The sequence below is a fragment of the Streptomyces sp. NPDC101178 genome (assembly GCF_044767965.1).
Classification (GTDB): domain Bacteria; phylum Actinomycetota; class Actinomycetes; order Streptomycetales; family Streptomycetaceae; genus Streptomyces.
Genome location: NZ_JBIWOZ010000002.1, coordinates 651,953 through 673,046 on the forward strand (window position 1 = coordinate 651,953; position 21,094 = coordinate 673,046).

A 21,094-nucleotide genomic window follows, 5' to 3' on the forward strand; every position below is an offset into this window, starting at 1 on the left:
GCAGCCGGGTCACCACCAGAGGGAGTCGAGGCGGCTCTCGATCGCTCTGATGTGGAGGCGGGCGCAGGTCTCGCAGAAGTGGAGGAGGCGGCCGTCCTCCACGGAGGAAAGCCAGGTCACCGGGGCCGTGTCGCCTTCGGCGGCGGTGCCGCAGCGGGCGCAGACCACCGGTCCGATGGCGGGTTGTCCGGGGGGATGCGTGTCCTCGTCCACCTCGTGACGATATCCCCGTCTCCGGAACCCGGCAGCACAACGCACCGCGGGGCCGCCCTCGTCGGACGGCCCCGCGGTGGGGTGTGGTGGTGCTCCGGCGTGGAGCGGAGAGACCGGGCCTCTCAATGCGTTCCGGCCATCAGTGCATGACGGCCATGGCCAGCGCCCGGCGGGCACGCAGCGAGGCGCGCTCCGCTCGGCGCTGCATCCGGCGGGCGGTGACGAGGCGCACCGCCTGGCGGTCCACCTCGGCCTCCCGCAGGCGGTCGTGCATATGCGCACGAGCCAGGGCTTCGGGGATGAGTTGCATCTCGCGGGTCCTGTTCTGACGCGAGTCGTTCGCGCCGATGATGGTGACGTCGGGGGTTGCGGAGCCGACGGGCTCCTGCGTGGGGGTGATCATTGGTGCCTGATTCCGGGGGTCATGGGTCTGCGGGCGGTCGATGGTTCCTTGGCGCAGCCACCGCGTGGGGGCGGGGACGGCGGAGCCGGCGATCACGCTGCGACCGGGTTCTTGCGCGGACGGCCACGCGGCCGCTTGCGGGCAACGACGACACCCTGGACGAAGAGCTCGCCGCCCCAGACACCCCACGGCTCGCGCCGCTCCTTGGCACCGGCGAGGCAGGCCTCGACGAGCGGGCAGGTCCGGCAGAGGGACTTGGCGTATTCGACGTCGGCCGGGGACTCGGCGAAGAAGACCTCCGGGTCGTACGAGCGGCAGGGGACGGGTACGCCGAGGTTCTCGATGGCGTCGTCGAGCGCGGTGAGCGCGGTGAGGGGGAGCAAGGTGGAGTCCTCCGTGGAGCCGGGCGGGGAGATCAAGTCGGACTGCGGTACTGACGGGGCGTGCGTTTCGAGTTGCACGGTGGGTGGTGTCCTCGTCTGGTCGTGCCGGCCTGTTGGCCGATTGGCGGCTGGTACTGCTGGTCCGAGGCGCCTAGGGCATGTTCCGTCCGTTCGGACAAAACAAAAGGGCCGCGGATCCCGAGTGGGGTTCCGCGGCCCTGAGGCGCCGGCCTGATGCTGCATCAGGCTGGATCGCTCCAGGGTTCAGGCCCACGGAAGGCCCACATCGTGTGGTGCTGCTGCGTCTTCTTCTCGGCTCCGGCACCGGCTGCCGCAAAGGCATAGGCCTGAGCCTGTGCATCCTTCGCTACTGCTGCCGCCGGTGCCTCGATCGGTCGCTCATTGCGCTCCCGCATCACGGGGAGGTTCGCCAGGGACAGCGGGCTGACGGCGGAGATGCCGGACAGACCGGTGGCGCGGAGCGAAGCAGCCGAGGAGCGGGTGAGGCCGAGCGAGCAGGCGGAGACGACCGAAAGACCGGTCATTTTCTGGGTTTCGATGATGCTGATCACTTCAATCGCCTCCTCTCGGCGTCTAGGGTGACCGGCCGGAGCCGGTCGCGCGTATTCGGGTAAGTACAGCACGGATTCAGGGCTTCAGAGAAGTCGCTGTTCCCGTGGTTAAGAACCTATGGTGACGACTGGGGCGGGCGCAAACTATTTTCTGGACGAGTTTTTCTCAGTCCGCCGCGCCGCCCTCCTCAGTCCCCTCACCAACCGTCTCACCTGCGCAGATGGCGAGTACGTCGGCTCCGAAACGGGTCAGCTTCCGGTTCCCGACGCCGGCGATGACGACCAGCTCGCCCTCGGTGGACGGCACGGCCTCTGCGATGGCCATCAGGGTCTTCTCGGTGAAGACGCAGTAGTCCGGCTGGCTCAGCCGGGCCGCCTGGCCGGCGCGCCAGTCCAGCAGCCGGCCGTAAAGCGCCTCGTCCATGTCGGACGGGCACTCCTCGCACCGCATCAGCTTCATCTCGCCCGCGTCGGTGAGGGGCCGGCGGCAGACCCGGCACCGTGCCGTCTGCCGGGTCCTGGGCGCGACCGCCTCGGTCCGCCCGGCCGCCGCGGCGGCGGCCCGGCCGGTGCCCCGGTCGATACCGCCGCCGCCTCCGGCGCCGCCCCGGGCGCCGACCGCCGTGGAGCCCGGGCGCAGCCCGTTCAGGAACCGGGTCGGCCTGCGGTTCGCCCGGCCGCCGGGAGAGCGCGCCAGGGACCAGGAGAGCGAGAGGTGGAGGCGGGCGCGGGTGACGCCGACGTACAGCAGGCGGCGCTCCTCCTCGACCTGCTCGTCGGTCTTGGCGTAGGCGATCGGCATCATGCCCTCGGTCAGGCCGACCAGGAACACCGCGTCCCACTCCAGCCCCTTCGCCGCGTGCAGCGACGCCAGCGTGACCCCCTGGACCGTCGGGGCGTGCTGGGCGGCGGCCCGCTCGTCCAGCTCACGGACCAGGTCGGTCAGGGTCGCCCCCGGCCTGGCCGCCTCGAAGTCCTCCGCGAGGCGCACCAGCGCAGCCAGCGACTCCCAGCGGTCGCGCACCGCACCCGATCCGGCGGGCGGGCGGGTGGTCCAGCCCTTCGTGGAGAGCACCGCCCGCACCTGGGACGGCAGCCCCTCCGCCCCGTCGAGCAGGCGGTCGTTGCGCCCGGCGCGGGCGGCGCCGCGCAGGGCGGTGCCCGCCTCGCGGACCTCGGCCCGCTCGAAGAACCGCTCGGCGCCACGCAGCTGGTAGGGCACGCCCGCGTCCGCCAGGGCCTGTTCGTAGACCTCGGACTGGGAGTTGACCCGGTAGAGCACGGCGATCTCTCCGGCCGGGACACCTGCCGCGATCAGGTCGCGGATGCGCCGGGCGGTCGCCTCGGCCTCGTGGGGCTCGTCGGGGTACTCCGCGTAGACCGGCTCGGGTCCCTTGTCGCGCTGCGAGACCAGCTCAAGACGGTGGTCGGCGGCCCGGCCGCGGGCCTGGCTCAGCAGACCGTTGGCGAGATGGACGACCTGAGGGGTGGAGCGGTAGTCGCGGACCAGCTTGACCACCGTCGCGCCGGGGTGGCGGGTGCGGAAGTTCAGCAGGTGGTCGGGGGTGGCACCGGTGAAGGAGTAGATCGTCTGGCTGGCGTCGCCGACGACGCAGAGGTTGTCCCGGTCTCCGACCCACAGGTCGAGCAGCCGCTGCTGGAGCGGGCTCACGTCCTGGTACTCGTCGACGACGAAGTGCTGGTACTGGCCGCGCACGTGGTCGGCGATGTCCTGGCGGTCCTGGAGGATGCCGACGGTCAGCAGCAGCACGTCCTCGAAGTCGATCACCGAGCGGTCGCGCTTGAGCTGCTCGTACGCGGAGTAGATCTGGGTCAGGACCGCCGGGTCGCGCGGGGCGTCCCGCTGGGTCTTGGCGACGGCGGCCGGGTAGTCGGCGGGGACGGTCTGGGTGACCTTGGCCCATTCGATCTCGCCGGTGACGTCACGCAGCTCGTTGCGGTCGAGCCGGAGCTCGCAGCGGGCGGCCGCCTCGGCGACCAGCTGCACCTTCCGCTCCAGCAGCCGGGGCAGCTCGCCGCCGACTGCTTTCGGCCAGAAATACTGGAGCTGCCGGAGCGCCGCGGAGTGGAACGTCCGCGCCTGGACGCCGGTCGCGCCGAGCTGCCGGAGCCGTCCGCGCATCTCGCCGGCGGCCCGGTTGGTGAAGGTGACGGCGAGGATCGTGGCGGGTTGGAGGATGCCCGCCCGCACTCCGTACGCGATGCGGTGGGTGATCGCGCGGGTCTTGCCCGTCCCCGCACCGGCCAGCACGCACACCGGTCCGTGCAGGGCGAGCGCCACCTCGCGCTGCTCGGGGTCGAGCCCGTCGAGCACGGCGTCCGGGGTCTCGGGAACCTGCGGGAAGAGGGTGGAGTGCGTTGCTGCTGTCACCCCGCCATGCTGCCAGGTCCCACGGGACGGATGCGGCGGTTGTCCACAGGGGTGAGGTATTCGTCGTACTGATGCGGGCGGCGGCGGCCGCACTGATACGGGGGGACGACGGCTTCGGTGCGGTGGCGGGAATGGTGGCCGCCTCCCGTACGTTCCACCCGGTGCGGGAAGGCGGCGCAGGCCGCCGGGCCGCATGTGACGCTGCCGGTCGCGCAGCGGGACGGACGAGACAAGGGAGCGCCACCGACATGGCGGGCACTGTGACGATGTACAGCACGACCTGGTGCGGCTACTGCCGTCGGCTCAAGAGCCAGATGGACCGCGAGGGCATCGCGTACAACGAGGTCAACATCGAGCACGACGCGGACTCGGCGGCCTTCGTCGAGAAGGCGAATGGCGGAAACCAGACGGTCCCGACGCTGCTGATCGTTTCCGAAGCCGGCACCGAGTCCGTGATGACGAACCCGTCGCTCGCCCAGGTGAAGCAGGCTCTGGCCGCCTGACGCCCCGAGCTTCTGCCCAGGCCCCCGGCTGATGCCGGGGGCCTGGGTGTGTCCCGTTCAGTTCGTGCGGTTCAGGCTGCCCGGCCTCGGCAGCGGCTTCCCGTACCAGAGCTCGATCAGCCGGGCGGCGATCGAGATGCCGAACGGAGGCATCACCTCGCCCGACTCGAAGGCGGCGGCGAGGTCCTCGCGGGAGAACCAGCGGGCCTCCTCGATCTCCTCGCCGTCGACGGTGATCTCCGAGGAGGTCGCCCGGGCCATGAAGCCCAGCATCAGGCTGGAGGGGAAGGGCCACGGCTGGCTGGCGACGTACTCGACCTCGCCGACGGTGACGCCCGCCTCCTCGTAGACCTCGCGGATCACGGACTGCTCGATCGACTCCCCCGGCTCGACGAATCCGGCGAGCGTGGAGAAGCGGCCCTCGGGCCAGTGCACCTGGCGGCCGAGCAGCGCGCGGTCCTGGTCGTCGGTGACGAGCATGATGACCGCCGGGTCGGTGCGCGGATAGTGCTCGGCGCCGCAGGCCTGGCAGCGGCGGATGTGCCCGGCCGCCGCGATGACGGTGCGTTCGCCGCAGCGGGAGCAGAAGCGGTGGAGGCGCTGCCAGTTCTCCAGGGCGACCGCGTGCACCATCAGGCCCGCGTCGCGGGGGCCGAGCAGCAGGCCCGCCTCGCGCAGTCCGGCCGGGCGGGCCGACTGATCCATGCGGCCGGGCAGCGAGTCCTTCTGGAGCGCGAAGTAGCTGACGCCCTCCTCGTCGGTGCCGAGGAAGTAGCGGTGGGTCTCGGTGACCGGGGCCTCGAAGGCCGGGGTCATCACGATCGCGGTGCCGCCCTCGGGGGTGTCGTCGATCAGCACCTGCCCGCCGGAGACGACGAAGACGCGGGTCGTCGGGTGGCTCCACGCCACGGCCAGCCACGCCTCGTCGAGGCGGTGGTGCGCCGCGCGGTCGATGCCGCTGGGCGCGGTGAGGCCGATCGGGCGGTCTGCGGTGGCGTTGTCGAAGGTGCTCACAGGTACTTCCTACTCCCCCTGGGTGGATCGGGTGTGCACAGGTTCGTGGAGGGTGTGCAGAGGATGTTCGCGGAGGTGTGCAGCGGATTCAGCGGAGTGCCGTGGCCAGCTCGCCCCACAGGTACGCGGTCGTCTCCACGCCCTTCAGCAGCAGGTCCAGCTCGACCTTCTCGTTCGGCGCGTGCCAGCCGTCGGAGGGTACGGAGATGCCGAGGAAGAGGACGGGCGCGCCGAGCACGTCCCTGAGATCGGCGGCCGGGCCCGAACCTCCCTCACGGGTGAAGAGGATCTTCTTGCCGAAGGCGCGGCCCATCGCGCGGGCCACCGCTTGGAGGGCCGGGTGGTCCAGCGGGGTCAGACAGGGGCGGGTGGCGGGCTGGAACGTGATCCGGTGGCGGATGCCCGCCGGAAGGCGGGACTCCGCCCAGGTGCGGACGCTCTCCTGTACGCGGTCGGGGTCCTGGCCGTCGACCAGGCGGAAGCTGATCTTCACCATCGCGGAGGACGGGATGATCGTCTTGCTTCCGGAGCCCTGGTAGCCGCCGCCGATGCCGTTGACCTCGGCGGTGGGACGGGCCCAGACGCGCTCCAGCGTGGAGTACCCGGCCTCGCCGGAGGCCGCCTGCGACTTCGCCGTACGGAGCCAGGTCGCCTCGTCGAAGGGGAGCTGGGCGAAGAGGGCGCGCTCGGTGTCGGTGAGGTCGGTGACCCCGTCGTAGAAACCGGGGATCGCGACGCGGCCGTCCTGGTCGTGGAGGGCGGCGACCAGCCGGGCGGTCTCGGTGGCCGGGTTGGGGACGGCGCCGCCGAACGAGCCGGAGTGGATGTCCTGGGCGGGGCCGTGCAGCTCGATCTCGCACTCGGCGAGGCCGCGCATGCCGGTGCAGACGGTCGGCGTCCCCTCGTCCCACATGCCGGTGTCGGAGACGATCACGGCGTCGGCGGCGAGGCGGGCGGCGTACCGCTCGGCCAGGGCGCGGAAGTTCGGCGAGCCCGACTCCTCCTCTCCCTCGATCAGCAGCTTGAGGTGCACGGCGGGGGTGGTGCGGCCGGTGGCGGCGAGGTGGGCGCGGACGCCGAGGGTGTGGAAGAAGACCTGGCCCTTGTCGTCGGCCGCGCCGCGTCCGTACATCCGGCCGTCGCGGATCACCGGCTCGAACGGGTCGGTGTCCCAGCCGTCCTCGCGGGCGGCGGGCTGCACGTCGTGGTGGCCGTAGACCAGGACCACCGGGGCGTCCGGGTCCGCGCTGGGCCACTCGGCGAAGACGGCCGGGGCGCCGGGGGTCTCCCAGATCTCGGTGACCGGGAAGCCGGTCTCCTTGAGCTTGGTGCTCAGCCACTCGGCGCTGCGCCGTACGTCCCCGTCGTGCTCCGGCTGCGCGGACACGGACGGGATGCGCAGCCACGCGGCGAGGTCGTCGAGGAAGGCGGCGCGGTGCTGTTCGGTGTACGTACGGACGGCGCTGTCCGGGGTCTCGCTCATGCTCTTGAGCCTATCCGTCCTCGGAGACCGGCTCGTCCAGCAGGATCCGCTCCAGCTCGGCCCGGCCGGGCAGCCCCTGCGGGTGGACGGTCTCTCCGCTGCGTACGTAGAGGAAGGTGGCGGTGACCGCGGTGAGCGGCAGGCCGTGCAGCTCGGCCCAGGCGAGGCGGTAGACGGCGAGCTGGAGCGGGTCGGCGGTGCGATGGCGGGTGGTCTTCCAGTCGACGATCTCGTAGGTGTCACCCGTGCGGTACACGGCGTCGATCCGGCCCCGGATCACCCGGCCGGCCAGGGTGATCTGGAACGGGGTCTCCACCCGGTACGGCGTGCGCCGGGCGTACGCGGTGCGCTCGAACGCCTCCTTCAGCTCGGCCAGGTCCCGCTCGTCGGCGATCTCCGCGTCGCTCTCCTCGCCGCCGGGCAGCTCGTCGGGGCCGAGCATGGGCAGCGGCAGCTCCTCGTACCGGGACTCCACCCAGGCGTGGAACCGGGTGCCCCGGCGGGCGGCGGGCTGCGGCGGCCGGGGCATGGGCCGGGCCAGCTCCTTGGCGAACGCGTCCGGGTCCTCCGCCAGCCGCAGCAACTGGGTGGCGGAGAGCGAGGCGGGGACGAGGACGTCGTGCACGGTGGCACGGGCTCGGCGCAGCTCTCCGGCGAGCGCGTCGAGATCCCGGTCCCAGGAGGCGAGGGTGCGTGTCTCCTCCGGGGTGAGGTGGTCCGCCGGCTCTTCCTGGGGGTGGCGGGCGGCGGGGATGTGAGGGGATGCCTCCGGCGCGGTGTCGCGTACGGGCTCCGGGACCGTGTCCGGGGCGGCCTGGGTGTCCGGCGTACCGGCGGGGCGTTCGGCGGGGAGCGCGTCCCAGTCCCAGGCCTCGTCGGCCGGTGTCTCGTCGAGCGGAGGCTCGTCGTCCCAGGGGTCGTGCGCCGGTACGTCGTCGGGTTCGGGGGCGTACGCCGGTGCCTGCTCGTCCCCATGGAGGACCAGGCGCTCCAGGTGGGCGAGGACCGTGTCCCGGGCCGCGCGGCGGCGGGTGAGGGCCGTGGGGTCGAGCGGGAGCGGCCAGGCCTGGTCGGTGTCGGGCGCCGCGAGGGCCGGGTTCTCCTCGTCCTCTGCGGGCTCGTCGGCCCACGCCTCGATCTCGCCGTGGCCCGCCGCGCAGTGCTCGTACAGCGCCCCCAGGAACGCCGACGGGCCGCGCGTCCTCTTCTGGGACGGGCCCCACCAGTGGCCGGAGCCGAGGAGGAGGGAGCGCGGGCGCGTGAAGGTGACGTACCCGAGGCGCAGCTCCTCCGTGTGCTGGTGCTCCTTCATCTCCTCCTTGAACGACCTCATGCCCTTGGCGTCGAACGTGTCCACTTCGGGGAGCGTCGCCGCGTCGCCGCGCAGCGCGTGCGGGAGCACCTTGGCCTGAGCGGTCCAGGCGTCCCGGGACCGGTCGCTCGGGAACTGGCCGGTGACCAGTCCCGGCACGGCGACCACGTCCCACTCCAGGCCCTTGGACTTGTGCGCGGTGAGGACCTTGACGGTGTTCTCGCCGCCGGGCAGCGCGTTGTCGAGCCCCTTCTCGTACTGCGCGGCGGTCCGCAGGAAGCCGAGGAAGGCGAGCAGTGACGCCTCGCCGTCGAGCGAGGCGAACCGGGCCGCTATGTCCAGGAAGTTGGCCAGCGTCTCGCGGCGGCGGGCGGCCAGCGCCTGCGGCGACGCGGACAGCTCGACCTCCAGGCCGGTGGTGGCCAGGACCCGGTGCAGGACGTCCATCAGGGGGTCCGCGAGCGAGCGGCGCAGGTCGCGCAGCTCACGGGCTAGCCGGGCGAAGCGGATGCGGGCCTCCGCCGAGAACGGCAGCCCGTCGTCCGCCGCGTCCGCCGCGATCAGGAAGGTGTCCAGGGCGTCGGCGAGCGATATCACCTCGGCCGGGTCGGTTCCCTCGACGGCCTCCGCGAGCCGCCGCTCCGGGTCGGCACCGTCCCCCTGGGCGGCCCGGTGGACGAGGAGGCGGGCGCGGCGGCCCAGGAGCGCCAGGTCGCGCGGGCCGATGCGCCAGCGGGGTCCGGTGAGGAGGCGCACCAGGGACGCGTTGGCACCCGGGTCCTGGAGGACCTCGCAGACGGCGACCAGGTCGGCCACCTCGGGCAGATGCAGCAGCCCGGCCAGGCCGACCACCTCGACCGGGATGTCCCGGGCGACCAGGGCCGCCTGGATCTGCGGGAAGTCCCCGGCGGTGCGGCACAGGACGGCGATCTCACCTGGTGGGGTGCCGGTGCGCACGAGGTGGGCGAGGGAGTCGGCGAGCCAGTCGATCTCCTCGGTGTGCGTGCTCAGCAGCGCGCACCGGACCGTTCCGTCGCGCTCGGCGCCGGGCGCCGGGCGCAGCGCCTCGACGCCCTCGTGCATCGCGCGCAGAGGCTCCGCGAGGCCGTTGGCGAGATGGAGGAGGCGGCCGCCGCTGCGTCGGTTCTCGCTGAGGCTGTAGCGGGTGGCGGGCGTGCCGTCGGCGTGCGGGAAGTGCTCGGGGAAGTCGTCCAGGTTGGCGACCGAGGCGCCGCGCCAGCCGTAGATGGCCTGGCAGGGGTCGCCCACGGCGGTCACCGCGTGGCCGGTCGCGCCCGCCCCCGTACCGCTGCCGAACAGCGCCGACAGCAGCAGCCGCTGGGCCACCGACGTGTCCTGGTACTCGTCCAGCAGCACCACCCGGAACTCGTCCCGCAGGATCGCCCCCACCTCCGGCCGGGTCAGGGCCAGCTCTGCGGAGAGGGCGATCTGGTCGCCGAAGTCCAGGAGGTCGCGGCTCCGTTTGGCCGCCCGGTAGCGCTCGGTGAGGGAGAGGAGGGAGCGGCGGGCCTCGGCGGTCTCGGGGATCTTGCGCAGGTCGGCGTTGCTGAGCTTGGCGGTGGCCAGCTCGTGCAGCAGCTCGGTGTCGTATGTCTTCAGCGCCCCAGGGCGTACGAGATGTTCGGACAGCTCCCCGTCGAGCGCCAGGAGGTCGCTGACGAGGGTCGGGAAGGAGCGCGTGAGCGCCGGATACGGGCCCGGGGCCTCGCGCAGCACCTTCGCCGCCAGCTGGTAGCGCGTGGCGTCCGCGAGGAGGCGTGTGGAGGGCTCCAGGCCGATGCGCAGGCCGTGCTCGGTGAGGAGGCGGCCGGCGAAGGCGTGGTACGTGGAGATGGCGGGCTCGCCCGGCGGGTTGTCCGGGTCGACGACCTCGGGGTCGGTGACCCCGGCGGCGATCAGCGCCTTGCGGACGCGTTCGGCCAGCTCGCCCGCCGCCTTGTTGGTGAAGGTGAGGCCGAGGACCTGCTCGGGCGCCACCTGGCCGGTGCCGACGAGCCAGACCACACGTGCGGCCATCACCGTGGTCTTCCCCGACCCGGCTCCGGCCACGATCACCTGCGGGGCGGGCGGCGCGGTGATGCAGGCCGTCTGCTCCGGGGTGAAGGGAATCCCGAGGAGCTCCTTGAGCTGCTCGGGATCGGTGATGCGTGAGGACACGTGAGAAACGGTAACCGTAGCCACTGACAACCCGGTACGAACCGGATCCCCTGACAGCCCGGCACGAACCGGATCCCTCAGTCCACCACCTGCCGGCCCTCCGGCTGCGCGCTGCACGAGGCGCGGAAGGCGCAGTGGGCGCAGTGGGTGCCGGTGGTGGGCGTGAACCGTTCGTCCAGGACCTTTCCGGCTGCCGTCGCCAACAGGTCGGAGACCCACTCCCCGGCCGGCGGCTCCTGCGCCTGGACCTTCGGGAAGGCGTCGCCGCCCTCCTTCTTGGGGGCGGGCTGGCGGAGCTGGACCAGTTCGGCGCCGCCGGGCTCGGGCCGCCTGCCGTCGAAGACCTCGTCGACCGCGCCCTCGCGGACCGCCAGCTGGTAGACGGCGAGCTGCGGATGGGCGGCCACCTCGTCCTTGGTGGGCGCGCCCTTGCCGGTCTTGAAGTCGACGACGTAGGCCCTTCCCTCGGCGTCCTCCTCCACCCGGTCCATCGAGCCCCGGATGCGGACGGCGTACCCGCCCGCCTCCAAGGTCACGTCGAAGTCGTGCTCGCTGGCGGTGGGGGTGCGGCCGCCACGGTCCAGGACGTGCCACTTCAGGAAGCGTTCCAGGGCGGCGCGGGCCTGGTCCTTCTCCTGTTCGGACTTCCAGGGTGCGTCGAAGGCGAGGCCGTTCCAGACGGAGTCCAGGCGCTCCATGAGGACGTCGAGATCTGCGGGCGTACGGCTGGAGGCGACCTCGTCGGCGAGTACGTGGACGACGTTGCCGAACCCCTGGGCGGCCGTGGCCGGGGCGTCGGCCTTCACCTCGCGGCCCAGGAACCACTGGAGGGCGCAGGTGTTGGCGAGCTGGTCCAGGGCGGAGCCGGAGAGGGTGACGGGCTGGTCGCGGTCGCGCAGCGGGACGGCGGAGCGGGTCGGTTCGTCCAGGCCCCACCAGCGGGAGGGGTGGGCGGCGGGCACGAGTGCCTGGCCCTCGTCGTCGGTGAGCGCGGCGAGCCGGGCGAGGCGGTGGGCGGCGGCGTCGCGCAGGGCGTCGGAGGCCGCCGGGTCGACGGTGGTGGCCCGCAGCTCCGCGACGAGTGCGGCGACGGCGAGCGGGCGGCGCGGGCGGCCGGTGACATCGCGGGGTTCGACGCCCAGCTCGGTGAGGAAGCGGGAGGGCTGGTCGCCGTCGTCGGCGGGGGCCTTCACGGCGGTGACGACGAGGCGCTCGCGGGCGCGGGTGGCGGCGACGTAGAAGAGGCGGCGCTCCTCGGCCAGGAGTGCGCCGGGCGTGAGGGGTTCGGCGAGGCCGTCGCGGCCGATCCGGTCCGCCTCCAGGAGGGAGCCCCGGCGGCGCAGGTCGGGCCAGAGCCCTTCCTGGACCCCGGCGACGACGACGAGCCGCCACTGAAGGCCCTTGGAGCGGTGGGCGGTCATCAGGCGTACGGCGTCGGGTCGGGCGGTCCGCCGGGAGAGGGTGTCGGCGGCGATGTCCTGGGCGTCCACCTCCTCCAGGAAGTTGAGCGCCCCGCGCCCGCCGGTGCGCTCCTCGGCGCGCGCCGCCGTCTCGAACAGGGCGCACACGGCGTCGAGGTCACGGTCGGCGTTGCGCCCGCCCGCCCCGCCGCGCAGCGCGGCCCGCTCCAGCCTGCCGGGCCACGGAGTGCCGTTCCACAGGGTCCACAGGGCCTCCTCCGCCGTGCCGCCTCCCTCCAGGAGCTCGCGTGCCTTGCGCAGGAGCGCGCCGAGCCGCTGCGCGCCGTGGGCGTACGCCGGGTCGTGCGTGACGAGGCGCTCGGGCTCGGCCAGGGCGCGGGCGAGCAGCTCGTCGGAAGGGGCGGGGAGGCGGACTCCGGCGGCGCGCTCCTCGTCGCGCAGGGCCCGGCCCAGGCGGCGCAGGTCGGCGGCGTCCATGGAGCCGAGAGGCGAGGCGAGGAGGGTGAGGGCGGTCTCGGTGGTGAGCCAGGGCGGCGTTCCGGCTTCACCCGGATCCTCCTCGGGGAGGCGTTGCAGCGCCGCCGTCGCCACCGTCCGCAGGGCCGTCAGCAGCGGGGCGACGGCCGGTTCGTGGCGCAGCGGCAGGTCGTCGCCGTCGACCTCCAGGGGGACGCCCGCCGAGGTGAGGGCGCGGCGGACGGCAGGCAGCGAGCGGCCTCCGGCTCGTACCAGTACGGCCATCTCACGCCACGGAACCCCGTCCTCCAGGTGCGCGCGGCGCAGCAGGTCCGCGATGTTGTCCAGCTCCGTGGAAGCGGTCGGATAGGTGTACGTCTCCACCCGGCCGCCCTCCCGGACGGCCTGGAGCTCCCGGTGGGCGCGGACGGTGTCGGCGGGCAGCCGGGTGAGCGGCATCCGGCGGGTGAGCAGCCGGGTCGCCGTGAGCAGCCCGGAGCCGGAGCGGCGCGAGGTGGTGAGGACGCCGACGGGGGCCGGGGTGCCGTCGGCGCGGCGGAAGGTGTCCGGGAATTCGAGGATGCCGTTCACATCGGCGCCCCGGAACGTGTAGATCGACTGGTCCGGGTCACCGAAGGCCACCAGCGTGCGCCCGGCGCCCACGCCTGCCACGCGCCCTCGGCGCCGGGGGCCGCCCACCCGGTTCCCCGCCAGCGCGTGCAGCAGGCGCACCTGCGCCGGGTCGGTGTCCTGGTATTCGTCGACGTACACCGCGTCGTACGCCCCGGCCAGCTGCGCCGAGACCTCAGGGCGCTCGGCGAGCAGCACCGCGCGGTGCACCAGCTCGGCGTAGTCCAGGACCCCCTGCGCGTCGAGCACGTCCAGGTACTCGGCGAGGAACTGGGCCGCCGCGCTCCAGTCCGGGCGGCCCGTGCGGCGGGCGAAGGCGGCGAGCGCGTCCGGGCCGAGGCCGAGTTCGCGGCTGCGGGCGAGCACGGCGCGCACCTCGTCGGCGAAGCCGCGCGTGGTCAGGCAGGCGCGCAGCTCGTCGGGCCAGCGGACGTGGGCCAGGCCCTCCTTCTCCAGGTCGAGCTGGCCGGCGAGCAGCTCGCGGACGGTGACGTCCTGCTCGGGCCCGGAGAGCAGCCGCAGCGGATCGGCGAAGAGGTCGGCGTCCTGGTGGGCGCGAACCAGGGCGTAGCAGTACGAATGGAAGGTGGTGGCCTGCGGGCCGCGCGCCGCGCCGAGCCGGGCCGCCATCCGGTCGCGCAGTTCGACGGCGGCCTTGCGGCTGAAGGTGAGGACGAGGACGCGGGCGGGGTCGGCGCCCCGGTTCACCCGGGCCGCCACGGACTCCACGAGCGTGGTGGTCTTGCCGGTGCCGGGACCGGCGAGGACGAGCAGCGGTCCTTCGGTGTGATCAACCACGGCGCGCTGGCCCGCGTCCAGAAGAGGAGGCTCCACGGAACCCGGCGGGGTGCGCACCAGGCGGTACGCGCCCGTGGTCCGCGGCCGTGTCTCACGGTGCGGACTGTGCCGGGTGGAAGGGGAGGAGCTCACGTGGATCGCCGGTCCTGGTGGGTTCACGGGCGGTACAGGCCGTACCGCCCGAAAAGGGTCGTTCCTGGGGTCGTGGAAGGACGAGGAGAGGAGGCGCGCGTGGAGCGCGGTGACGACGACGCTACGCCAGCGGGCGCGCGGGAGGCGGCGGGTGCGCTGCGTCTCTCGTCACGCACCGGCGCGCGCCCGGCCGGGCGCGGTCACCGGCGGCCGCAGTCAGGTGTGAGTTTCCTCGCCCTGGCCGGCCGGATTGGAGGAGTCACCTCCGCTCCCGTCCCAGCGCGCCCGGCGCATGTCGAGCCGCGGAAGATGGCCGTCCGCCTGACGCGAGGCCTCACGCAACGGCGTCCCCTCCGCGCGGTAGTGCTCCACGGCCCGCAGCTCGTGGCCCGGCAGCAGCGCCCCGTCCGCCCGCACCACACGCCACCACGGCACGGCGGATCCGTACAGCGCCATGGCCCGTCCCACCTGCCGCGGGCCGCCGTCGCCCAGCCACTCCGCGACATCGCCGTACGTCATGACCCGGCCCGGCGGGATCAGGTCGGCGACATCGAGGACCCGCTCCGCGTAGTCCGGCAGCGCGCCCGGCTGCTCGTCGTCCGTCTCTTCCGTCTCGCCCTGGCTCATCCGCCCCATACTGCCGTACGCCACCGACAGCGCGGGCGGAACCGTCTCGGTACGGTCACCGAGCATGCGCGCAGGTGCAAAGGGGCGTATGTTGCGCATCCCGCGCCCGGGCGACGCACCCTGATGCCCCCCTCCGTCTCCGGGCCGTGCCACCATCATCCGGGCGGTGACCGGTGATACAAGACCACGAAGACGAACCAGAGGCGACGAAGGAGCAGGGCGTGCAGCCACCGAAGGCGGCGGACGCCTCCGATGCCGGAGAGCGCCCACCGAGTGCGCCGGAGCCCGCCGAGGAGCACCCGCCGCGTACGCCGGAGCACTCCGGAGCACGTCCGCCGTCTGCGCCGGAGCCCACCGGCGAGCGCGCCTCGCGTACGCCGGAGCCCGTCGGAGAACGTCCGGAGGAGACCCCGGACCCCGCCACCGTGCTCCGTACCGACGGCCCCTCCGCGGCCACCGCGTCCACCAGCGGCCATCTGACCGGCTCCACGCTCGCCTCCGCCGAGGCCGCCCTGAGCGACCGGGTCTCCGGCGACGAACCGCTGCTCCCCGCCCGGGTGCACCGCCCCTCCGACCTGATGCGGCTGCTCATCGGCATCACCGCCATCGCCGTGCTCTTCGCGATCGCCGCCTTCGCCCAGGGCACCACCACCGGCCTCGAGGACGACATCTCCAAGGGCACCGAGCAGGCGCCCGATCTGCTGATCAAGATCGCCGGGCTGGTCTCCAGCATCGCCGTGCTCCTCGTGCCGGTCGCCTTCGCCATCGAACGGCTGATCAAGCGGGACGGGCTGCGCATCGCCGACGGCGTCCTGGCCGCCGTGCTCGCCCACGGCGTCACCCTCGCCACCGACCTCTGGGTCTCGCGCTCCGCGCCCGGCACCATCCAGGAGGCCCTGACCCAGCCCCAGCCGGGCGCCGGACTGACCGACCCGGTGCACGGCTACCTCGCCCCGGTGATCGCGTACATGACCGCCGTCGGGATGGCGAGACGGCCGCGCTGGCGGGTCGTGCTCTGGGCGGTGCTGCTGCTCGACGCGTTCGCGATGCTCGTCGGCGGGTACACCACCCCGTTCTCGATCATCCTGACGGTCCTGATCGGCTGGACGGTGGCGTACGGAACGCTGTACGCGGTCGGCTCCCCGAACGTCCGCCCCACCGGCCAGCACCTGATGGCGGGGCTGCGGCACGTCGGCTTCCGGCCGGTCGCCGCGATGCGCACAGAGGACGCCGCCGACAGCGACACCGCCGACCCGAGCGACCGGGGCCGGCGGTATCTGGTCACCCTGGAGGACGGGCCGCCGCTGGACGTGACGGTCGTCGACCGGGAGCAGCAGGCGCAGGGGTTCTTCTACCGGGCCTGGCGCCGCCTCACGCTGCGCACGCTCACCCAGCGCCGCTCGATCCAGTCGCTGCGGCAGGCTCTGGAGCAGGAGGCGCTGCTTGCCTACGCGGCGATCGCCGCCGGGGCCAACGCGCCGAAGCTGATCGCCACCTCCGAGCTGGGGCCGGACGCGGTGATGCTCGTCTACGAGCACATCGGCGGCCGGTCGCTGGACCAGATGGAGGACGAGGAGATCACCGACGACCTGGTGCGCGGCGCCTGGCGTCAGGTGAAGGCCCTCCAGTCGCGCCGGATCGCGCACCGCCGCCTGACCGGCGACGCGCTGCTGGTGGATCGTTCCGGCAAGGTCTTCGTGACGGACCTGCGCGGCGGTGAGATCGCCGCCGGTGACCTGGTGCTGCGGATGGACGTGGCGCAGCTGCTGACGACGCTGGGCCTGCGCGTGGGGGCCGAGCGTTCGGTCTCCGGCGCGCTGGCCGTGCTCGGCCCGGACGCGGTCGCGGACTGTCTGCCGTTGCTCCAGCCGATCGCGCTGAGCCGCTCGACCCGCGCGACCCTGCGCCGGCTGGCGCGCGAGCGCTCGCAGCAGGAGCGGGACGCGGTGCTGGAGGCGTCGCGGGCGGCCAAGGAGGCGCGGGCCCGGGACGCGGCGGAGAAGGCCGCGCAGGCCGGGGCCGAGGCTCCCGCCGAGCCCAAGTCAGGTCACAAGGCCGAGCGGAAGTCGCTGCGGACCGAGAAGCAGGCCGAGAAGCGGGCCGTGGACGACGCGCTGGAGGAGGCGCGGGAGGGCGATCTGCTCGCGCAGATCCGCCGTCAGGTGCTGCTGATCCGGCCGCAGGCGCCGGTCGAGCCGGTCCGCCTGGAGCGGATCAAACCCCGTACGCTCTTCAGCTTCATCGCCGGAGCCATCGCCGCGTACTTCCTGATCTCCCAGGTCACCCAGGCCGACTTCGGCGTGCTCGTGGAGCAGGCGGAGTGGGGCTGGGTGGCGGCGGCGCTCGGCTTCTCGGGGCTCAGTTACGTGGCGGCGGCGATGAGCCTGCTGGGCTTCGTGCCGGAGCGGGTGCCGTTCCTGAAGACCGTGCAGGCGCAGGTGGCCGGTTCGTTCGTGAAGATCGTCGCCCCGGCCGCCGTCGGCGGCGTGGCGCTGAACACCCGCTTCCTGCAGCGCGCCGGCGTGCGCCCTGGTCTGGCCGTGGCGAGCGTCGGAGCCTCGCAGCTCTTCGGGCTCGGCTGTCACATCCTGCTGCTGGCCCTCTTCGGCTACCTCACCGGTACGGAGAAGACGCCGGACTCGCTCACCCCTTCCCGTACGGTGATCGCCGGTCTGCTGACGGTCGCGGTGCTCGTGCTGGTGGTGACGGCCATTCCGTTCCTGCGGAAGTTCGTGGTGACCCGGGTGCGCTCGCTCTTCGCCGGGGTCGTGCCGCGCATGCTGGACGTGGTGCAGCGGCCGCAGAAGCTGGTCACCGGGATCGGCGGGATGCTGCTGCTGACCGGCCTGTTCGTGCTCTGCCTGGACGCGTCGATCCGGGCGTTCAGCGGGCCGGACGTCACCCAGCTGAGCTATGCGAGCATCGCGGTGGTCTTCCTCGCGGGCAACGCGCTCGGCTCCGCCGCGCCCACGCCGGGCGGGATGGGCGCGGTCGAGGGCGCCCTGACGCTGGGCCTGATCGCGGTCGGGCTGCCGATGGAGGTCGCGGCGCCGGCGGTGCTGCTGTACCGCGTGATGACGCTGTGGCTGCCGGTGCTGCCGGGGTGGATCGCCTTCAACCAGCTGACCCGGAAGGGCGAGCTCTAGGTATCCGCAAGGGCGCACTGCAAGCATCCGGGAGGGCGCACCACCCGCTTGGACCGCGCCCCAGCGCGCTCCCCGGCGCCCCGCCGCACGATGGAGCCCATGAGGACTTCCCCCGCTCTGCGTGCTGCCGCCCTCGCCGCCACCGCCACCGTGCTGCTGCCCCTGGCGGGCTGCTCGGACGGCGGCGGCGGAGGCGGAGAGGGCCGCTCGACGCCCTCCGGGGCCTCGACCGCCTCCCCCACCGCCACCTCCGAGGAGCTGGCGTCGCAGAAGCTGGAGTGGTCGCCGTGCCCGGCGCCGAACGTGGCGCAGGGCGGTGGTGAGTCGCCGTCGCCGCTGCCGGGCGGCGCGGCCTGGGAGTGCTCCTTCATGGACGTACCGCTGGATTACGCGGAGCCGGAGGGCCGGACGATCGAGCTGGCGCTGATCCGGGGGAAGGCCAAGGACCAGAGGCGGCGGATCGGGTCGCTGCTGTTCAACTTCGGCGGGCCCGGCGCGTCCGGTGTGGCGACCCTGCCGGCCTTCGGCGCGGACTACGACCGGCTGCGCGGCCGGTACGACCTGGTGAGCTTCGACCCGCGCGGGGTGGGGCGCAGCGAGGGTGTGGAGTGCGCGGACGATGCCCAGCTGGACGCGATGTACGAGGAGGACTCCACGCCGGACGACGCGGCGGAGGAGAAGGAGTTCGTCGAGGGCCAGAAGGACTTCATCGCCACCTGTAAGAAGAACTCGGGCCCCGAGCTGCCTTATGTGGGCACCACGAACGCCGCCCGCGACATGGACCTGATGCGCACGGTGCTCGGCGACGACAAGCTGCACTACTTCGGCATCTCCTACGGCACCGAGCTCGGCGGCGTCTACGCCCACCTCTACCCGGACAAGGTCGGCCGGGCCGTCTTCGACGCGGTGGTCGACCCGACGAAGGACGCCGAGCAGTCATCCCTCGGCCAGGCGCAGGGGTTCCAGCTCGCCTTCGACAACTTCACGAAGGACTGCGCCGACCGCGGCGACACCTGCGCCCTGCCCGGCGCCACCGGCGAGGAGGTCGAGCAGTGGATCGCCGACCTCCTGGCGAAGCTGGAGAAGGAGCCGATCGACGGCCTCGGCGACCGCGCGCTGACGCAGACGCTGGCCACCACCGGCATCGCCTCCGCGCTCTACTCCAAGGAGACCTGGCCGCTGCTGGAACAGGCCCTGGACGAGGCGGACGGCGGCTCCGGCGCACTGCTGCTCGCGCTGGCCGACTCGCTGAACGGCCGCTCCGAGGACGGCCGGTACGACAACTCCAACGCCGCCAACATCGCGATCAACTGCGCCGACAACAAGCAGCGCTTCACCCTGGAGCAGACCAAGGCGGCCCTGCCCGCCTTCCGCAAGGCGTCACCGATGTTCGGCGAGTACCTCGGCTGGGGCCTGATGGGCTGCACCGGCTGGCCGGTGGCGGGCGCCTGGGTCACGCCCGACGTCAGCGCTCCCGGCTCCGCCCCGATCCTCGTCATCGGCAACACCGGCGACCCGGCCACCCCGTACGCGGGTGCGAAGGCGATGGTGGAGAAACTCGGCAAGGGAGTGGGCGTCGAGCTGACCTACAAGGGCGAGGGCCACGGCGCGTACAACAGTAAGAACAAGTGTGTCCAGGGAGCCGTCGACGGCTATCTCCTGAACGGTACGGTGCCGAAGTCCGGCACGGTCTGCGAGTGATCCGCACCCCGGCCAACAGCCTTTAGCATGGCGGGACATCGCAAGCGCCCGACGCTTCACCACCGGCTTCGGGCCACGGGGAGGGGATGCGGATCATGCGTGCGCACCGAGCGGCGGTACGGGCGGGAGCGGGCCTGCTGGCGGCGGGACTGCTGGCGGGCTGCGGCCTGCTGTCCACGGAGGCGGAGCCGGACGCGCCCGCGGACGGCCGCCCCGGCGACGCCTCCGCCTCACCGTCCCCGGGCTTGAAGGAGACGCCGAAGACCCCGCCCCTGCCCGCGGCGCTCACCTCGCAGCGCCCCGACTGGCAGCGCTGCAAGCCCCCGCGCAACGGCGGCGCGCCCGGCTCCGAATGGCGCTGTACGAGCGTCAAGGTGCCCCTGGACCACGCGAAGCCGTCCGGCGAGACGATCTCCATCGCGCTGATCCGCAAGGAGGCCCGGGACAAGGACCGCCGGCTCGGCTCGATGCTGTTCAACTTCGGCGGTCCGGGCGGCTCGGGCGTCGAGATACTGCCGCGCGCGGCCTCCTCGTACGAGAGGCTCAACTCCCGCTACGACCTGGTGGGGTTCGATCCGCGCGGGGTCGCGGCCAGCTCCGGGGTGAACTGCCGCAGCGACGAGGAGCAGGAACAGGCCCTCGGGAGCGTCGACCTGACCCCGGACACGGCGGCAGAGGAGACGGCGTTCCTCAAGGACGGCGCCGACTTCGGCGCGGGCTGCGAGCGCCGGTCCGGCAAGGTCCTCCCGCACGTCGGCACGTCCAACGCCGCCCGCGACCTGGACCTGATCCGCCAGGTCCTCGGCGACGACAAGCTGTCGTATTTCGGCTTCTCCTACGGTACGGAGCTGGGCGGGACGTACGCGCACCTCTTCCCGCAGAACGTGGGCCGCACCGTGCTGGACGCGGTCGTCGACCCGACGGCCGACGGCGTCGGGCACGCGCGCAACCAGGCGAGGGGCTTCCAGCGCGCCCTGGAGAACTACCTCAAGGACCGCGGCCAGGACCCGAAGACGGCCTCGGAGCGCATCGCCCGGCTGCTGGCCGGCATCGACCGGAAGCCGCTGCCCACCGCGTCCGGCCGCGAGCTCACCGAGTCCCTCGCCCTCACGGGCATCGTCACCCCGCTCTACTCGCAGTCCAATTGGCCCACGCTGACCGCCGCCCTGGACGAGGCGGAGAACAAGGGCACGGGCGACGGCCTGCTCCAGCTCGCCGACTCGTACAACGGACGGGACGAGAACGGGCGTTACGACACCCAGGCCCACTCCCAGCGCGCGATCTCCTGCGCCGACTCCAAGGCCCGCCCGACGGTGGAAGAGGCCCGCGCGCTGCTGCCGGAATTCCGCAGGCTCTCCCCCGTGTTCGGGCCGTTCCTGGCCTGGGACACGGCGGGCTGGTGCGCGCAGTGGCCGGTCGACGGCGAGCACGAGACACCGGAGACCAGCGCGCCGGGCGCGGGCCCGATCCTGGTGATCGGCACGACCGGCGACCCGGCCACGCCGTACGAGGGGGCGCAGCGGATGGCGGACGAGCTCGGCAAGGGCGTCGGCATCATGCTCACCAACAAGGGCGAGGGGCACGGGGCGTACGGCGAGGGCGACTGTGTGACCGAGGCGGTCGACAGCTACTTCCTGGACGGGAAGGTCCCGGAGGACGGCATGACCTGCGGGTGACGCGCACGGCAAAAAAGGGGGACCGGCCCCCCTGAGGTGGACCGGCCCCCCTTT

At 73.1% G+C, this 21,094-nt stretch carries 14 protein-coding genes; 4 read left to right on the forward strand and 10 right to left on the reverse strand.

Annotated features, from left to right (window positions below; genetic code table 11):
- Positions 1 to 9: 9 nt before the first annotated feature.
- The 5 genes from ACIRR8_RS07065 to ACIRR8_RS07085 form a co-directional block, all read right to left on the reverse strand.
- Positions 10 to 213: a hypothetical protein gene (locus tag ACIRR8_RS07065; RefSeq protein ID WP_404059988.1), complete on the reverse strand. Its 204-nt coding sequence runs from the start codon at positions 211 to 213 to the stop codon at positions 10 to 12.
- 139 nt (positions 214 to 352) lie between these two features.
- Positions 353 to 616: a hypothetical protein gene (locus ACIRR8_RS07070; protein ID WP_404059991.1), complete on the reverse strand. Its 264-nt coding sequence runs from the start codon at positions 614 to 616 to the stop codon at positions 353 to 355.
- 92 nt (positions 617 to 708) lie between these two features.
- Positions 709 to 1,077: a WhiB family transcriptional regulator gene (locus ACIRR8_RS07075; protein ID WP_366387351.1), complete on the reverse strand. Its 369-nt coding sequence runs from the start codon at positions 1,075 to 1,077 to the stop codon at positions 709 to 711.
- Between the two features lie 164 nt (positions 1,078 to 1,241).
- Positions 1,242 to 1,571, reverse strand: coding sequence for a hypothetical protein (locus tag ACIRR8_RS07080; RefSeq protein WP_404059994.1), 330 nt, complete (start codon positions 1,569 to 1,571; stop codon positions 1,242 to 1,244).
- A gap of 166 nt (positions 1,572 to 1,737) precedes the next feature.
- Positions 1,738 to 3,963 (reverse strand): ATP-dependent DNA helicase UvrD2, encoded by a 2,226-nt coding sequence (locus tag ACIRR8_RS07085; RefSeq protein WP_404059997.1) that lies wholly within the window; start codon positions 3,961 to 3,963, stop codon positions 1,738 to 1,740.
- A gap of 248 nt (positions 3,964 to 4,211) precedes the next feature.
- On the opposite strand from ACIRR8_RS07085, the gene ACIRR8_RS07090 reads away from it, so the two are divergent.
- Complete coding sequence (locus ACIRR8_RS07090; RefSeq protein ID WP_237327839.1) at positions 4,212 to 4,466, forward strand: glutaredoxin domain-containing protein; 255 nt, start codon at positions 4,212 to 4,214, stop codon at positions 4,464 to 4,466.
- A 57-nt stretch (positions 4,467 to 4,523) separates the two neighbouring features.
- Here ACIRR8_RS07090 and nudC read toward each other — a convergent pair whose 3' ends face one another.
- The 5 genes from nudC to ACIRR8_RS07115 form a co-directional block, all read right to left on the reverse strand.
- On the reverse strand, positions 4,524 to 5,480 hold the full coding sequence (gene nudC, locus ACIRR8_RS07095) for an NAD(+) diphosphatase (RefSeq protein ID WP_404059999.1): 957 nt from the start codon (positions 5,478 to 5,480) through the stop codon (positions 4,524 to 4,526).
- A gap of 88 nt (positions 5,481 to 5,568) precedes the next feature.
- Complete coding sequence (locus tag ACIRR8_RS07100) at positions 5,569 to 6,963, reverse strand: dipeptidase (protein WP_404060001.1); 1,395 nt, start codon at positions 6,961 to 6,963, stop codon at positions 5,569 to 5,571.
- A gap of 10 nt (positions 6,964 to 6,973) precedes the next feature.
- Positions 6,974 to 10,453: a UvrD-helicase domain-containing protein gene (locus ACIRR8_RS07105; RefSeq protein ID WP_404060003.1), complete on the reverse strand. Its 3,480-nt coding sequence runs from the start codon at positions 10,451 to 10,453 to the stop codon at positions 6,974 to 6,976.
- 77 nt (positions 10,454 to 10,530) lie between these two features.
- Entirely contained in the window at positions 10,531 to 13,890 is a 3,360-nt protein-coding gene (locus ACIRR8_RS07110; protein WP_404060005.1) for an ATP-dependent helicase, read from the reverse strand.
- Between the two features lie 216 nt (positions 13,891 to 14,106).
- Positions 14,107 to 14,517 (reverse strand): MGMT family protein, encoded by a 411-nt coding sequence (locus ACIRR8_RS07115; protein ID WP_404060721.1) that lies wholly within the window; start codon positions 14,515 to 14,517, stop codon positions 14,107 to 14,109.
- A gap of 221 nt (positions 14,518 to 14,738) precedes the next feature.
- Between ACIRR8_RS07115 and ACIRR8_RS07120 the strand changes: the two genes are divergently transcribed.
- The 3 genes from ACIRR8_RS07120 to ACIRR8_RS07130 all read left to right on the forward strand — a co-directional run bounded on the left by ACIRR8_RS07120 (position 14,739) and on the right by ACIRR8_RS07130 (position 21,040).
- Positions 14,739 to 17,663: a lysylphosphatidylglycerol synthase domain-containing protein gene (locus tag ACIRR8_RS07120; RefSeq protein ID WP_404060008.1), complete on the forward strand. Its 2,925-nt coding sequence runs from the start codon at positions 14,739 to 14,741 to the stop codon at positions 17,661 to 17,663.
- Positions 17,664 to 17,762: 99 nt separating this feature from the next.
- Complete coding sequence (locus ACIRR8_RS07125; protein WP_404060011.1) at positions 17,763 to 19,364, forward strand: alpha/beta hydrolase; 1,602 nt, start codon at positions 17,763 to 17,765, stop codon at positions 19,362 to 19,364.
- Positions 19,365 to 19,459: 95 nt separating this feature from the next.
- Positions 19,460 to 21,040 carry an alpha/beta hydrolase gene (locus ACIRR8_RS07130; RefSeq protein ID WP_404060014.1) on the forward strand — a complete coding sequence of 527 codons (1,581 nt, stop codon included), beginning with the start codon at positions 19,460 to 19,462 and terminating at the stop codon, positions 21,038 to 21,040.
- Positions 21,041 to 21,094: the final 54 nt, after the last annotated feature.